Here is a 14005-nt window from a genome sequence, read left to right as displayed (position 1 = left end):
AGTGTATGTTTTTAAAAAATTGTTAAGACAGAGGAAATTAAATTTTGAACATCGATAAAAATCTATAATCAGATACAGCCCATTCGAATTAAATCAAATGGGCTGTTATTCTTTAAATACTTGACTAATATTATTTAATGTTTTACTTCAGAATAATGATCATAAAGCATTAATAATCAATATTTATGTGGAGACGGAGGGAGTCGAACCCTCGTCCGGAGAGAGCTGGTATAAGACTTTCTACATGCTTATTTGCTCTATTGTTTTCCCGTCAGAAACCCGAGCAACAGGGCGCTCTGATAGGAGGTTGCCACCTTTATCTTTTGCAGGCATCATGGCGAGTGCCGGCAGCAAACTGTAAGGATGATGTGTCCTTTACAAAACATGTACAGTCAACATATTCTGCAGAACATCTAGTTGAATAGTCTAACTATGCAGCTAGCGCAAAATTTCTTTCGCCAATTAAAATATTGCAGACGTGGATTTAAGTGGTACCTCTACGAACCACTGCATGCTTACATCTTAACGAGTCAATCCCGTCGATGCCGTGTCGTCCCCATTTCAAAAAACTGAACTTGCCGTTGCAAGCCCTTTATTTACGTCCAAATTACACAAAGGTTCTGGACGAATTCTTAATTTCTTAATTATTTCCGTTAGCAGGTCCTACTTCATTCATGTGAAAAGGATTCTGCTCAACTTCTACCTTCAAACGGAGTACCAAAGTCGGTTGATCCGGATCATTTGTTTTAACCGTGATGGTTTTACTCTGTGGACCCTTACGACCTTTGGAATTAAAACTGGCAATGATCTCAGAGCTCATGCCCGGTTTGATGATATCATCCTTAGGCGCAGAAGCCGTACATCCGCAAGAAGCTTTTACTGAAAGTATCTTGAGATCGCTTTTTCCGGTATTGGTGAACTGATAGGTAACATCTACTTTTTCTCCTTCTATCACTACTCCCCCATCATAAGCCACACGCTCAAATTCTATATTGGGCATTTGGGCCAGTTCTTCTGCTGAGAACACTTTATTTACAACTCCATTGACCGTCAATTTTTTCTCTCCCTGATCCTCATTGGTATAGAGGTAGATGTTTTTACTGAAAGATCCATAGGTTATGAACTTTCCTCCATCAATCACTACACTGATAGGAGTACTTTCGCCAGGATTCAAAGTAGTCTTGGCAATATTGGTTTGAATCATCATTTCCTGATCTACCTTTTCTTTGAAGGTGATCGGCTGAGGTCCGATATTTTTTGCCTCAAAAACCAGAGAATGTTTTTTGTCAGAATCCAGGGTCCCAATATTATCTACCAATTTGGTAAAAGCCAGTGATCCCTGCTTATAAGGATAGCGATCCGGTACAGTTTCCGTATTTTCGACTTCTCCTTTTATATACAAAATGATGGGCTTTGCCCCATCTCCATATCTAACCGTCACAGTTTTAGTAAAAGGTCCAACTCTGGCTGTATTGTATTTCACAGCAATCTCACCCGTTTCACCCGGAGCTACTGCTTCCTTGGTCCAGGCAGGAGTTGTACAACCACAGGATGCTTTAACCTGAGAAAGTTTTACCGCTTCTTCAGAAACATTGGTAAAGACAAAGGTATGTTCAGCCGGACCGTTTTTCTTGATCTTGCCAAACTGATGGGTTGTCTCTTCAAATTTGATACTTGTTCCTTCTTGCGCTTGTAAGGCGATTAAAGAAAAAAGCAGTAGGCTTGCCAGAATTATTTTTTTCATATCTGTGTTATGCTTGAATATTCCAGAAGACAAATATAGGGAATAAGAAGGGAATTTCGACGTGTTTGGGTGTAAGTGTGTTAAAGTATTAGGGGATTTTCCAAGATTCGCTAACACACATATACTCTAACACCCTAAAACTCATTACCCCTAAGGCCTTGGCCCTGGAATATCCAATTCCATATTATACTCTTTGATTGCACGATAGATGCTACTTGCAATATAAATTTGTCCCTCCTCCGATGCCAGGTACTTTTCTTCTTCTCTATTGGAGATAAATCCAATTTCAGAAAGAATCGCTGGCATACCGCATTGATAGAGGACAACAAAAGGAGCTTGCTTTACTCCGCGACTATGCCGTCCCAATCGGGTCTTGAATTGCTTTTCTATTTTCTCTGCCATGCGAACGGACTCCGAACGGAATACGTTTTTCAGCAATTTGAAATAGATAAAGCCTTCGGGAGAAGTTGGATCAAATCCCCCATACATATCTCCATAATTCTCTTCAAAGAGAATGGATTCATTTTCTGCTATAATGGTTTCGTAATTTTCCTGGCCGTTATTTACCCCCAGCACATAGGTTTCTGTCCCATATTTAGAGCGATTGTCGAGCGCATTACAATGAATACTGACAAAAAAATCGCCTCCGGCTTCTTTTGCAATTTCTCCTCTTCTATGTAATTCTATGAAAGTATCGTCCTCACGAGTCATGACGACCTTTATTCCAGGCATGTTTTCCTGAACAATACGACGTAGCTCTAAAGCTACCTTTAGTGCTAAATCTTTTTCATAGTGATTTTTGCCCACGGCGCCAGGATCTTTCCCACCGTGGCCGGGATCGATGACAAGGGTTTTGATATTTCCCCCCACAGGCTTTATGAGATCGGGATGAAGCTCAGCCGATGAGAATGGCAATGGAAAGTAAGAAACCAAAGCCAAACAGGAAACCAGGCAAATTAAAAATAGTAATCTTCGCAATTCTAAAAACCTTTAACTAGAAACCAACCTTTTTACTCAGGTCAAGCACTATGTAAATGGACACAAATTCTTAGGGATATTCCTGTATATTTGCACCCGAAAGAGCAAGAGAGCCAATAATTAGTGCAGCATTTCTACTACATATTGACTGTTATACCAAGAAAGGAAAAATTTCGAAAAAAAGTAATAACACTTTTCGCAATTTCCTTCATCTTCCTTTCAGGACTATCTGCACAGGTAAATCCTGCTGCAAAAAAAGATACCACCAACAGTTCAACGGCCCCAAATTCTACTATTCCCTCTTTTATTAATGGCGGAGGATTGCCCGGATTAGACAGTCTGGTACAGGATACTAGCAAAAAAGATACCTTAAGTCCCGCTGACGCAAAAAAACAACAATTTGTTGACAGCCTTAAAGCCACTTCCGACCTCGATGCGCAGGTAAAGTATACAGCCTCTGACTCAATCGTTTTTGATGTAAAGAGCAAAAAACTCTTTCTCTACCAGAATTCAACCCTGGATTATACGGATATAAACCTGAAGTCTAAACGCCTGGATATATCCATGGATAATCAGACTTTGCATGCATTTGGGAAGGAGGATAGTATACGAGGCACCCATGAGGGGCGTCCCGAATTCACGCAAGCAGGAGAAACCTATCAGGCCAAAGATATTGTCTATAATTTTGCCACCCGTAAAGGCCGAATCAAAAATGGCAAATTGGTCGAAGGGGAAGGATTTGTATTGGCTGAGGTAGCCAAATACCATGAGGATGGGACTTTTCATGGAGCGCAGGGGAAATATACCACCTGTAACCTGGATCATCCGCACTATTATATAGAGTCTCGTAAATTGAAGATGATTCCGGATAAAAAACAGCTGATCAGTGGGCCGTTGAATCTGGTAGTCGGCGATTTCCCCATCCCGATAGTTATTCCTTTTGGCTTCCTTCCTAACATGGAATCAGAAGGGCGAAAGAATGGAATTATCTTTCCTACCTACGGAGAAGCGCAGGATCGAGGCTTCTTTCTGAGGAATCTCGGCTATTATGTCGGCCTGAATGATTATTTTGATTTACAGGTAGATGGAGATATTTATACACGAGGCGGATGGCGTCTGGGAGTAGCGACCAAATACAATATCAAATACAAGTTTAGTGGAAACCTGAGGTTTCAATACGGAGTCCAGAGATTCAATGAACCTACTGATCCTGATTTCAGGAGAACAACCGCCTGGTCATTGACCTGGTCACACAACCAGCCCATTGACCCGACCTTCCGGATTTCTTCCTCGGTCAATATGTCGAGTTCCAACAGTTTCCAAAGAAGGATCAGTCAAAATCAAAGTGACTTCTTCACCAATAACCTTAACTCCTCGGTCAACATCTCGAAGAACTTCAATAACCTTCCTTTTTCGCTGAATGTAGGCCTAAGACATCAGCAGGATTTGAATAAGGAGACCGTGAGTATGCAGTTACCCGAGCTGGCTTTCAATGTTCAAAGACAAACGCCATTTAAATTTGTAAAGAATAAGAATCTCCGCTGGTTGAAGACTTTGGGAATCACCTATAATATGAATGCCCGAAACTCTCTGGAGACCGTTCCAGATACTCTTTTGGGAACATTATTGTTCAATTGGCAGGACAGCATCGATTACTTTGAAGTATTTGCCGGAGATACCATCCCAACTCGACGGGTCGGTTCTTCCTTCTACCGAAATGGGATGCAGCACAGATTGAGTTCTGGAACAACAATCAAGCTATTCAAAAACATCAATATTACTCCTTCCTTTAGTTCTATAGGATACTGGTACACAAGCACAACGGAGAAATTCTGGAATGAAGCAGAAAATAGAATTGAGGATAGACAGGTGCGTGGATTTGCCCAGGGATATGAATATTCGACCTCTGTATCTGCCAGTACCAATTTCTATGGTATCTATCAGTTGACCAAAAGTAAACGGGAAATAGCTTTTCGTCAACGCTTTTCTCCAAGTGTAGGCTATAATTATCGACCAGACTTTTCTGAGGATCGCTTTGGCTATTATCGGACGGTTCAAGCAGATAGTGCAGCCACAACCTTTCAGACCTATAGTATTTTTGAAGATGGGATTTACAGAGGTCCGGGTAAAGGGGAAAGTCAATCCATGAGCTTTAGTCTTTCCAGTGTGATCGAAATGAAGTACAGGAAGAAGGAGAGTTTTGAAGATGATTTTGACGAAAAGGAAGACAAGTACATACGCAGCAACCTCATTGACAATATTGGCTTAAGCGGTAGCTATAATTTCGCAGCGGACAGCTTCCAGCTTTCCACTATAAATGCCCGAGTCAGAACCAGCCTTTTCGAAAAGAAGCTAAATATAACTACCAGTGCACGTCTCGACCCCTATTATTATGGATTTGATAATACGGACACACCCTTTGAACTGCCAAATGCAAGAAGGATCAATGAGTTTATGATCAATCGCACAGGCCAATTGGCGCGTCTGACAGCTGCACAGGTAAGTTTGTCAACCTCTCTCTCTTCCAAAAAGAGAAATGGAACCAAATCCAAATCCAAGGATTTTGACGATCAGGAATTTCAGCAAATCGCCAACACTCTCTACCAGTATGTAGATTTTGATATACCCTGGAGTTTGCGATTGAACTATAACCTTTCCTATTCTCGACCGGGATTGGATCCGGGCCGTTTGACCTCTACAGCCAACATCAATGGGAGTTTCTCCTTTACCCCAAACTGGCAGTTTCAGTTTCAGACGGGATATGATCTCGTAAATCGTAAAGCCAATCAAACCAGATTGAGTGTATTCAGGAATCTCCATTGCTGGGATATGTCTTTCTCCTGGGTTCCTTTCGGACCGCTTAGGAGCTATAACCTGACCATAGCAGTAAGAAGTGCTACGCTTAGAGACTTGAAGCTTACGCGGAACAATTTCTGGCAGGACAGATTCTAGAACCTCCTTTTCAAATTAGCGTAATCAAAGCTGGGTTCGGGCATTTACTGCCTATGTTTCTAGATAGAATTCTTTTTACACTTATTGTCTTGCTGGGGTCGCCTTTCTTATGGACCTATTTCTTTTGCTGGCTTCTGATTCCTGAGAACTATGATTACGATGGAGCCACCAATTTTGGAATCGCTTTCTCTATAGCCTTTTTCAGTCCCTTGATGGGAATTATAAGTGCCATTATTGCCTGGTTTTGGTCTGCGAAATGGAAGAAGGATTAGAAGCGAAATTAATCCAGGCTTCCTCAGCCCAATTAATAAACTTTCACACTTTCCATGCTCGGAATGACTTGGACTGTGTTTTTCTCCCATTTTATATGTGTCAACACGAGCCCAGTCGAGTGATCTAATTCCCCTCAGATTTACCTGATAACTGAAGTTGTGATGAATAAATTCAGTACACGCGACTTCGCTCGGATGACATGAATGCTGAAGTGCAAATCTTTTTACTTTGTCACTTTATCTCTCCCTTCCAGAACTTTGACGACATCCTTAAGGCTCATATCCTTGGCTTCGAGCAGGATCATCATGTGATAGAGGAGATCTGCCGCCTCATTGACAAAGAGATGATCATCATCATCTTTGGCTTCAATCACTAATTCTACGGCTTCTTCTCCCACCTTCTGGGCAATTTTATTGATACCTCTTTTAAAAAGCTTAGAAGTATGTGAGCCTTCTACCGGAGATATCTTTCTTTTATGAATGGTTTTCTCCAAACGTTTAAGAAAGGCGAAAGGAGCTGAATTTTTTTCTTTAAAACAGGTATCGCTACCGGTATGACAAACCGGTCCCAAAGGTCTTGCCTGAATGAGCAAGGTATCCTTATCACAATCTATCTTGATTTCTTCTACCATCAGGAAATTGCCGGAGCTTTCTCCTTTGGTCCATAACCGCTTTTTGCTACGAGAGTAAAAGGTAACTTTTCCTTCTTTTTTGGTTTTATCCAGGGCCTTCTCATTCATATAGCCCAGCATCAATACCTTTTTCGTATGCGCATCTTGTACAATGGCGGGAATGAGTCCATCGCCTTTTTTAAAGTCCAGTTTCATTTTCTTTATCCGTATTGGGAAAGGGTATTCTCTATTGAAATCTAAGGTCTAATGTTGATTCCTTGTTGATGAAGGTAATTCTTGAGTTTGGGAATGGGAATGGTGCCGAAATGGAAAATGCTAGCGGCTAATGCTGCATCAGCTTTTCCTTCTTCAAAAGCCTCCACAAAATGAGCCTCCGTTCCTGCTCCACCGGATGCAATTACGGGAATTTTTACCGATTCTGATACCGCTCGGGTAATATCCAGAGAAAATCCGGCCTTTGTTCCATCTCCCTGCATAGAAGTAAGCAAGATTTCTCCGGCTCCACGATTCTCTAATTCTTTTGCCCATGCCACAGTTTCCAGTTCCGTCTCCCTTCTTCCTCCATGGGTATAAACATGCCAATCCTCTCCCAACATATTTGTGTCTATGGCTACGACCACACACTGACTGCCAAACTCATTGGCCAACTCTTCAACCAATTCTGGCCTTCGGACGGCTGCGGAATTTACCGAGATTTTATCTGCTCCTGCCAAGAGCAATCTATTTACATCTTCGACACTTCTGATTCCTCCACCTACTGTAAAAGGAATATCAATTTCCTTGCCTATTCGCTTTACCAGTTCCGCCAGGGTATCTCTTTTTTCCACAGTAGCCGTTATATCCAGAAAGCATAGTTCATCTGCTCCCTGTTTTGCATATGCTGCTCCCAGCTCTACCGGATCGCCGGCATCTCGTATATCGACAAAATTTACTCCCTTAACGGTACGTCCGTCTTTGATATCCAGACAAGGGATGATTCTTTTCGTTAACATATTATCTTTCTGTCAATTCTTCCAATTTGATTTTTCCTTCATAGATGGCTTTACCAATGATAATCCCATAGATATTCATTTGGCGAAGTTCTTCCACATCTTTTATTCCACTTACCCCTCCACTTGCAACCAGTTTCAGCTTTGGGAAACGCTCCATGAGCTTTTGATAGAGAGAAATAGCAGGACCTTCCAACATCCCATCTTTGGCAATATCAGTTACTACTGCGGTTTGGATACCCGCTTCCATATTTTCCCCTACAAAATCATAGAGATCTATAGCTGTTTGGGTTTGCCATCCATGAATCGCAATTTTTTCCTCTCTGACATCAGCGCTCAAAATGATGCTGTCATTTTTATAGTCGCTCAACCAGGACTGAAACATCTGGGGTTCCTTCGCTGCTGTACTCCCCACATTAACTTGCTTTGCCCCTGCATTGAAGGCATTCTTCAAATCTTCTTTCACTTTGATTCCTCCTCCAAAATCTACCTCAAGGGAAGTCTGCGAACTGATCTTTTCGAGTATACTCAGGTTTACCGGTTTGCCTGCCTTTGCTCCATCCAGATCAACCAGATGTAAGTATTTGACTCCGGCTGCTTCAAATTCCTTCGCAACTTCCAGGGGATCTTCATTATAGATCTTTTTCTTTCCATAATCTCCCTTCTCCAATCGTACACATTTTCCCCCTATCAAGTCTATGGCAGGAATGATTCTCGTTTGACTCATCAGATTTTTTCTATAAAATTTTTAAGGATTTGCGCACCGATTTTCCCACTCTTTTCGGGATGGAATTGGGTAGCATAAAAATTGTCCTTATGCATGGCTGCGCTAAAAGCCAACCCATACTCACATGAAGAAATTGTAAAGGGCCCTTTTTCGACATAATAGCTATGAACGAAATAAACATGAGGAGCTTCCCCCAAGTCAGTCAAGAGAGGAGAATCCGTATTTTTCAACTCATTCCAGCCTATATGCGGCACTTTCAAGTCTGAATCCGGGAACTTCTTTACCTCATGGTCGAATATACCAAGACAGTCCGTATCCCGTTCTTCACTATAGCGGCACATAAGTTGCATGCCCAAACAAATGCCCAATACTGGCTGTTCTAAAGTAGGGATAATTTGGTCTAAGCCCTTATTCTTAAGATAGGACATGGTACTTGAGGCCTCACCTACCCCCGGAAATATGACTTTATCCGCATTTCTGATCTCAGATTCGTCATCGGACAAAGTATAGGGAACATTTAGGCGGTCTAATGCGTACATTACAGATTGGACATTACCTGCATTGTATTTTATGATAACTAGGTGCATATTATCTTTGCAAAAGTGTAAATTAGCGTTTAATGGATTTTCAAGCAGCAAAAGTCTTTATTCTCCAAAAGCTTCGTGAAGAGTTGCCCCGCAACCTTACTTATCATGGATTGCATCATACCCTGGATGTTTGCCAGTCCGCGATAGAGATTGCCCGTTCTGAAAATGTCGGAGAAGAGGACCTGATTTTGCTTGAAACTGCTGCCCTTTATCATGATTCCGGATTCACAAAAACCTATCAAAATCATGAAGCTGCGGGTTGCGATATTGCCAAAGAAAGTCTTCGGAAATTTGGCTACAGCAAATTTCAAATCAGAAAGATTTGTGGAATGATCATGGCAACCAGAATTCCGCAAACTCCCACTACCCTTCTCGAACAAATCCTGTGTGATGCGGATCTCTTTTATTTGGGCAGAAAAGATTTCTACCATATCGGAGATACCCTTTATCGAGAATTTCTTCATCAAGGCATTGTAAAGAATGAAGTGGATTGGAATAAACTTCAGGTAAAGTTTCTTTCTAATCATAATTACTTTACTCCTACGGCCATCAATATGCGTCAGGCTAAAAAGAACAAACATCTTCAGGAAGTTAAAGAATTGGTAAAGACCGCCTGATTTCTCCTTACAACATTCCTTTGGTTGTCGGCAAATCATTATTTCCATCCTCTTTCCGTATTGCGAGCTTGATAGCCTTGGCTACTCCTTTAAATGTCGCTTCAATCATGTGATGAGCATTGCTGCCCTGCATGCGAACATTCAAATTACATTTAGCTCCATCACAAAATGATTTGAAGAAGTGCTCCAGCATTTCAACCGGAAAATCTCCTACTTTCTCTCGTTTGATTTCACCTGCCCAGACCAGCCAGGGTCTACCGGAAAAGTCTATTGCAACTTCTGTCAAAGCTTCATCCATAGGAAGATTAAAACAACCATAGCGATTGATTCCTCTCTTATCTCCTAAAGCCTGAAAAAAGGCTTCTCCCAGCGCAATTCCTGTATCTTCTATGGTATGATGAGGATCGATATGTAAATCACCTTTGGCTGATACTTTGAGATTGATTCCACTATGTTTCCCCAATTGATCCAGCATATGATCAAAAAAGCCTATGCCTGTCTGGTTATCCGTTTTACCATTTCCATCCAGATCCAGTTCTATTTTGATATCGGTCTCTTTGGTTTTTCGGTGAATGCTGGCCCGGCGCCCAGCTGAAAGTAAAAAGTCGGCAATCTCCCGCCAGTTTTCCGTTTCCAGGACCAGTGTATCTTTTTTCAATTCAGACAAATCCCACTCATCATCCTGATCGTCTATGCTTCTTCCAATCAGGATTCCTTTGGCCCCCAGATTTTTCGCCAACTGGATATCACTGGGTCTATCGCCCACGACAAAGGAATTTTCCAAGTCATAGCTTCCATCCATATAGTGAGTCAGCAAAGCTGTGCCTGGTTTGCGAGTGGGTTTTCCTTCGGCCTTATAGGTGCGATCAATGATCACTTCATCAAAGTGTATTCCCTCTCCTTCGAAAAGGGCCATCATCTGATTATGAGCGGCCCAGAATCCTTCCTCCGGAAAACCTTCTGTTCCCAATCCATCCTGATTGGTGATCATGACCCAGACAAAATCTGATCCCTCAGTGATCCGCACCATCTCGCGAATTACGCCTGGGATGTAGGCCAGTTTTTCAAGACTATCGACCTGATAATCTTCGGGCGGTTCCTTGATCAGGGTTCCATCCCGATCCAAAAATAAGATTCGTTTTTTCACTGCTGCGTTTTTTGAAAATCCGATGTATTATCGAGGCAAAATCCCCATAACACTGTTAGAAATTATTTCTATAATAAATAATCCAATATTTTTTTAAGCCAATTTTCTGAGGCTTTTCAATAATTCTTCATTTTCTGCTCGCGTTCCAACCGTGATCCTGAGGCAATCCTCGCACAACAAAACCCTCGATCTATTTCTCACTACCACTTGTTCTTCTATGAGTTCTTTGTAGCGCTTATCTGCCTGATCAAACTTTACCAACAGAAAGTTAGCATCACTTGGATAAATATGCTCTACCAAAGCTTGCTTTTCCAATTCCTCTTTCAAATAGTCTCTTTCCTCCAGAAGTTTTGCGACCATTTCATCCCTAAGTTCCACTTTATCCAGAGCCTCCAGGGCCATTCTCTGACTTAAACCATTCACATTGTAGGGCATTTTGACTTTATTCATCATCGATATAATATCCGGATGGCAAAATCCCATGCCCAAACGAAGGTTGGCCATGCCCCAGGCTTTTGAAAAAGTCTGGAGAACCACTAAGTTCACATGCTTATTCAAAAGATTCAGACTGCTTGCTTCTGGTGCAAAATCTCCATAGGCTTCGTCTACCACTACCAGACCGCTTGACAGTTCCAGCAATTCCTCAATCAGGGATCTGTCGATCAAATTGCCCGTTGGATTATTGGGGGAACAGACAAAGACAATCTTTACTTCCTCATCTATCCGAGCTTTTATCCCCTCTAAATCCAATTGATAATGAGAAGTAAGAGGCACACTGAGCACTTCTACCTGATTGATCCCGGCAGAAGCCTCATACATACCAAAGGTAGGAGGAAAAGTCATTACGCTATCCTCTGCGGGCTCACAAAAGGTTCTGAACAGGACGTCTATAATCTCATCACTTCCATTACCCAAAAAAATTTGCTCCTCCCGGAGTCCTTTTAATTGGGCAATTTTGGTTTTCAATTCTCGCTGGTAGGGATCAGGGTAGCGATTGTAGCTTCCTCCTGAAACCGAACCAAAGGGATTTTCATTGGCATCTAAAAAGACCCCATCACTTCCTTCATATTCATCTCTTGCCGAAGAATATGGCTTGAGTGTCAAAACATGTTTGCGAACTAATTTTTCTATTTCCGGATTCATGACTTCAGGCTTGCTAATCTGATAGATACCGCTCTTTTGTGAGCTATTAATTCTTCTGCTTCTGCCATTTCCTCCACAGCTGGTCCCAGGTTTTTGATTCCTTCTTCTGTGAGTTTTTGAAAGGTGATTTTTTTGACGAAAGAATCCAGAGAAACACCACTGTAGGCTTTGGCAAAACCATTGGTCGGCAAGGTGTGATTGGTTCCAGAAGCATAATCGCCTACACTTTCAGGGGTCAGATGCCCGAGAAATACGGATCCGGCATTAAAAATTTTCTCCGCCATTTCTTCATCATTCCTGACTGAAAGGATGAGGTGTTCTGGCGCATATTCATTGATCAGATCAATGATGGCTTCCTCCTCTTCCAGAAAGATACTTTTACTATTGGCTATGGCGGCACGTGCAATTTCTTCTCTGGGAAGTTCAGAAAGCTGTCTTTCGACTTCCTTTTCTATCTCCTCAATCTTTTCCTGAGAATTGCCGACCAAAAGTACCTGACTGTCAACTCCATGTTCTGCTTGAGATAGCAGATCAGCAGCCACAAATCCTGCATGAGCACTTTCATCAATTACTACTGCAACTTCAGAAGGTCCTGCAGGCATATCTATTGCTACTCCTTCCTTTCCAATCAATTGCTTGGCCATGGTTACGTATTGGTTCCCCGGTCCAAAGATTTTATATACCTGAGGAATACTTTCTGTCCCATAGGCCATGGCCGCTACTGCCTGCGCACCACCCACTTTGAAAATAGAAGAAATACCCAGCAAATTGGCGGTATACAAAATAGCGGGATTGACTTCTCCTTTTTTTCCGGGAGGGGTACAAAGGACAATTTCTTTGCAGCCGGCTATTGCAGCAGGTACTCCCAGCATAAGGATGGTCGAAAAGAGCGGAGCTGTTCCTCCGGGAATGTAAAGTCCTACTTTCGTAATAGGCACTGATTTTCTCCAGCACCTGATTCCTGGCTGGGTTTCAACCACCTGTATTTCCTCTTTCTGACTGGCGTGAAAGCGTTCGATATTTTTTCGGGCTAAAGCAATTGCTGCCTTGAGACTTTCCGGCACCTTTGCAATAGCTTCTTCTATTTCTGCAGGACTCAGCTTCAAGTCTTTCAAATCCACCTGATCGAATTTGGAAGAAAACTCTTTTAAGGCTTCATCTCCTTTATGCTTCACTGCATCCAAAATAGGTTGGACTCGTGATTCTAAGTCTTTTTGTTCGAAGACGGGTCTCTTCAATAATTCTGCCCAATCTTCTCTAGCGGGATTGACTATATATTGCATGGCTAAAGAATCATTTTTTCGATAGGAATAACCAGTATGCCTTCGGCACCGACCTTCCTCAAATTCTCAATTACGTCCCAAAAATCATCTTCCTTAACTACTGTGTGCACAGAACTCCAACCTTGCTCTTCCAAAGGAGTTACCGTTGGGCTGCGCATCCCGGGCAGGATGTTGGCTATTTTCCCGATGGCAGAATTGGGAGCATTCATCAAAATGTATTTATAATTTTGTGCTCGAAGCGCTGATTTAACCCGAAAAAGGAGTTTATCCAGAATCTCCTGCTTCGCGGGTGAAAGCTCAGGAGTGGCAATCATCACTGCCTCTGAGCGCAAGATGACTTCTACTTCCTTCAGTCCATTACTCAGCAGGGTACTTCCGGTAGATACCAGATCACAAACGGCATCTGCCAAACCGATGCTGGGAGCAATCTCAACTGAGCCACTGATTTCGTGAATATCCGCAGAAACTCCCTGTTCTTCCAGATGCTTTTGCAGGATATTAGGATAGGAAGTTGCGATCTTTTTACCATTAAGATCAGTGATTCCGTTATAGTTGGCTGATTGAGGAACTGCTACAGAAAGTCTACAACGAGAAAATCCCATTCTCTCTACCAGATCCACTTTTTTTGCTTTCTCCAACATCACGTTTTCTCCGATGATGCCTATATCTGCCACACCATCCGCCACATATTTCGGGATATCATCATCCCGCAGGAAAAGCAGTTCCAGGGGAAAATTGTAGGATTGAGTTTTTAGTTTGGCTTTGTTCCATGCATAGGAAATCCCGCACTCTTTGATAAACTTCAAACTTTTTTCGCTCAATCTCCCTGATTTTTGTACCGCCAGTTTTAAGGTTTCCATTTATTTTTTGATTGGATTAATGAATGATTCCTTTCAGGAATGCTGAAAAATATCGGATAGAACCGCAAAGGGTG

General features: G+C 42.1%; 13 protein-coding genes and 1 other RNA gene. 3 read left to right on the top strand and 11 right to left on the bottom strand.

The window, feature by feature from the left end:
• Nucleotides 1-185 precede the first annotated feature (185 nt).
• From ssrA to R8P61_09925, 3 genes are all read right to left on the bottom strand, one after another.
• Nucleotides 186-558: a transfer-messenger RNA gene (gene ssrA, locus R8P61_09935) on the bottom strand.
• Between the two features lie 82 nt (nucleotides 559-640).
• Entirely contained in the window at nucleotides 641-1744 is a 1104-nt protein-coding gene (locus R8P61_09930; GenBank protein ID MDW3647373.1) for a DUF1573 domain-containing protein, read from the bottom strand.
• A 150-nt stretch (nucleotides 1745-1894) separates the two neighbouring features.
• Nucleotides 1895-2722: an N-acetylmuramoyl-L-alanine amidase gene (locus R8P61_09925; protein ID MDW3647372.1), complete on the bottom strand. Its 828-nt coding sequence runs from the start codon at nucleotides 2720-2722 to the stop codon at nucleotides 1895-1897.
• A gap of 144 nt (nucleotides 2723-2866) precedes the next feature.
• Between R8P61_09925 and R8P61_09920 the strand changes: the two genes are divergently transcribed.
• Nucleotides 2867-5674: a putative LPS assembly protein LptD gene (locus R8P61_09920; GenBank protein MDW3647371.1), complete on the top strand. Its 2808-nt coding sequence runs from the start codon at nucleotides 2867-2869 to the stop codon at nucleotides 5672-5674.
• 53 nt (nucleotides 5675-5727) lie between these two features.
• Nucleotides 5728-5946 (top strand): PspC domain-containing protein, encoded by a 219-nt coding sequence (locus R8P61_09915; protein ID MDW3647370.1) that lies wholly within the window; start codon nucleotides 5728-5730, stop codon nucleotides 5944-5946.
• Nucleotides 5947-6170: 224 nt separating this feature from the next.
• Here the strand turns inward: R8P61_09915 and hisIE are convergent, their stop codons facing one another.
• Genes hisIE through hisH form a run of 4 tightly spaced genes read right to left on the bottom strand, consistent with a single transcriptional unit; the run spans nucleotide 6171 to nucleotide 8881 of the window.
• A complete protein-coding gene (hisIE, locus tag R8P61_09910; protein ID MDW3647369.1) occupies nucleotides 6171-6773 on the bottom strand; it encodes a bifunctional phosphoribosyl-AMP cyclohydrolase/phosphoribosyl-ATP diphosphatase HisIE in 603 nt (200 codons plus the stop codon).
• A 41-nt stretch (nucleotides 6774-6814) separates the two neighbouring features.
• Nucleotides 6815-7570 (bottom strand): imidazole glycerol phosphate synthase subunit HisF, encoded by a 756-nt coding sequence (hisF, locus tag R8P61_09905; GenBank protein ID MDW3647368.1) that lies wholly within the window; start codon nucleotides 7568-7570, stop codon nucleotides 6815-6817.
• 1 nt (nucleotide 7571) lies between these two features.
• On the bottom strand, nucleotides 7572-8294 hold the full coding sequence (gene hisA / locus R8P61_09900) for a 1-(5-phosphoribosyl)-5-[(5-phosphoribosylamino)methylideneamino]imidazole-4-carboxamide isomerase (GenBank protein ID MDW3647367.1): 723 nt from the start codon (nucleotides 8292-8294) through the stop codon (nucleotides 7572-7574).
• A complete protein-coding gene (gene hisH, locus R8P61_09895) occupies nucleotides 8294-8881 on the bottom strand; it encodes an imidazole glycerol phosphate synthase subunit HisH (GenBank protein MDW3647366.1) in 588 nt (195 codons plus the stop codon). Before hisH ends, hisA begins: the two co-directional genes overlap by 1 nt.
• A 32-nt stretch (nucleotides 8882-8913) precedes the next feature.
• Between hisH and R8P61_09890 the strand changes: the two genes are divergently transcribed.
• On the top strand, nucleotides 8914-9498 hold the full coding sequence (locus R8P61_09890) for an HD domain-containing protein (protein ID MDW3647365.1): 585 nt from the start codon (nucleotides 8914-8916) through the stop codon (nucleotides 9496-9498).
• A gap of 7 nt (nucleotides 9499-9505) precedes the next feature.
• Here the strand turns inward: R8P61_09890 and hisB are convergent, their stop codons facing one another.
• The 4 genes from hisB to hisG all read right to left on the bottom strand — a co-directional run bounded on the left by hisB (nucleotide 9506) and on the right by hisG (nucleotide 13931).
• On the bottom strand, nucleotides 9506-10645 hold the full coding sequence (gene hisB, locus R8P61_09885; protein MDW3647364.1) for a bifunctional histidinol-phosphatase/imidazoleglycerol-phosphate dehydratase HisB: 1140 nt from the start codon (nucleotides 10643-10645) through the stop codon (nucleotides 9506-9508).
• 93 nt (nucleotides 10646-10738) lie between these two features.
• Nucleotides 10739-11788, bottom strand: coding sequence for a histidinol-phosphate transaminase (gene hisC / locus R8P61_09880; GenBank protein MDW3647363.1), 1050 nt, complete (start codon nucleotides 11786-11788; stop codon nucleotides 10739-10741).
• The gene (hisD, locus tag R8P61_09875; protein ID MDW3647362.1) at nucleotides 11785-13071 is read right to left on the bottom strand and encodes a histidinol dehydrogenase; all 1287 of its coding nucleotides are present in this window, start codon (nucleotides 13069-13071) and stop codon (nucleotides 11785-11787) included. Before hisD ends, hisC begins: the two co-directional genes overlap by 4 nt.
• Nucleotides 13072-13073: 2 nt before the next feature.
• Nucleotides 13074-13931, bottom strand: coding sequence for an ATP phosphoribosyltransferase (gene hisG / locus R8P61_09870; GenBank protein MDW3647361.1), 858 nt, complete (start codon nucleotides 13929-13931; stop codon nucleotides 13074-13076).
• Nucleotides 13932-14005: the final 74 nt, after the last annotated feature.

The sequence above is a fragment of the Bacteroidia bacterium genome (assembly GCA_033391075.1).
Taxonomy (GTDB): Bacteria; Bacteroidota; Bacteroidia; order J057; family J057; genus JAWPMV01.
This window is presented reverse-complemented; position numbering and strand designations above follow the sequence as displayed.

Bases quoted from the DNA above. Each gene is read 5' to 3' on its own strand.
- hisF (MDW3647368.1), bottom strand. From the start codon at position 7,570: ATGTTAACGAAAAGAATCATCCCTTGTCTGGATATCAAAGACGGACGT.
- R8P61_09890 (MDW3647365.1), top strand. From the start codon at position 8,914: ATGGATTTTCAAGCAGCAAAAGTCTTTATTCTCCAAAAGCTTCGTGAA.
- hisH (MDW3647366.1), bottom strand. From the start codon at position 8,881: ATGCACCTAGTTATCATAAAATACAATGCAGGTAATGTCCAATCTGTA.
- hisD (MDW3647362.1), bottom strand. From the start codon at position 13,071: ATGCAATATATAGTCAATCCCGCTAGAGAAGATTGGGCAGAATTATTG.
- R8P61_09915 (MDW3647370.1), top strand. From the start codon at position 5,728: ATGTTTCTAGATAGAATTCTTTTTACACTTATTGTCTTGCTGGGGTCG.
- hisG (MDW3647361.1), bottom strand. From the start codon at position 13,931: ATGGAAACCTTAAAACTGGCGGTACAAAAATCAGGGAGATTGAGCGAA.
- hisA (MDW3647367.1), bottom strand. From the start codon at position 8,294: ATGAGTCAAACGAGAATCATTCCTGCCATAGACTTGATAGGGGGAAAA.
- hisC (MDW3647363.1), bottom strand. From the start codon at position 11,788: ATGAATCCGGAAATAGAAAAATTAGTTCGCAAACATGTTTTGACACTC.
- R8P61_09930 (MDW3647373.1), bottom strand. From the start codon at position 1,744: ATGAAAAAAATAATTCTGGCAAGCCTACTGCTTTTTTCTTTAATCGCC.
- hisIE (MDW3647369.1), bottom strand. From the start codon at position 6,773: ATGAAACTGGACTTTAAAAAAGGCGATGGACTCATTCCCGCCATTGTA.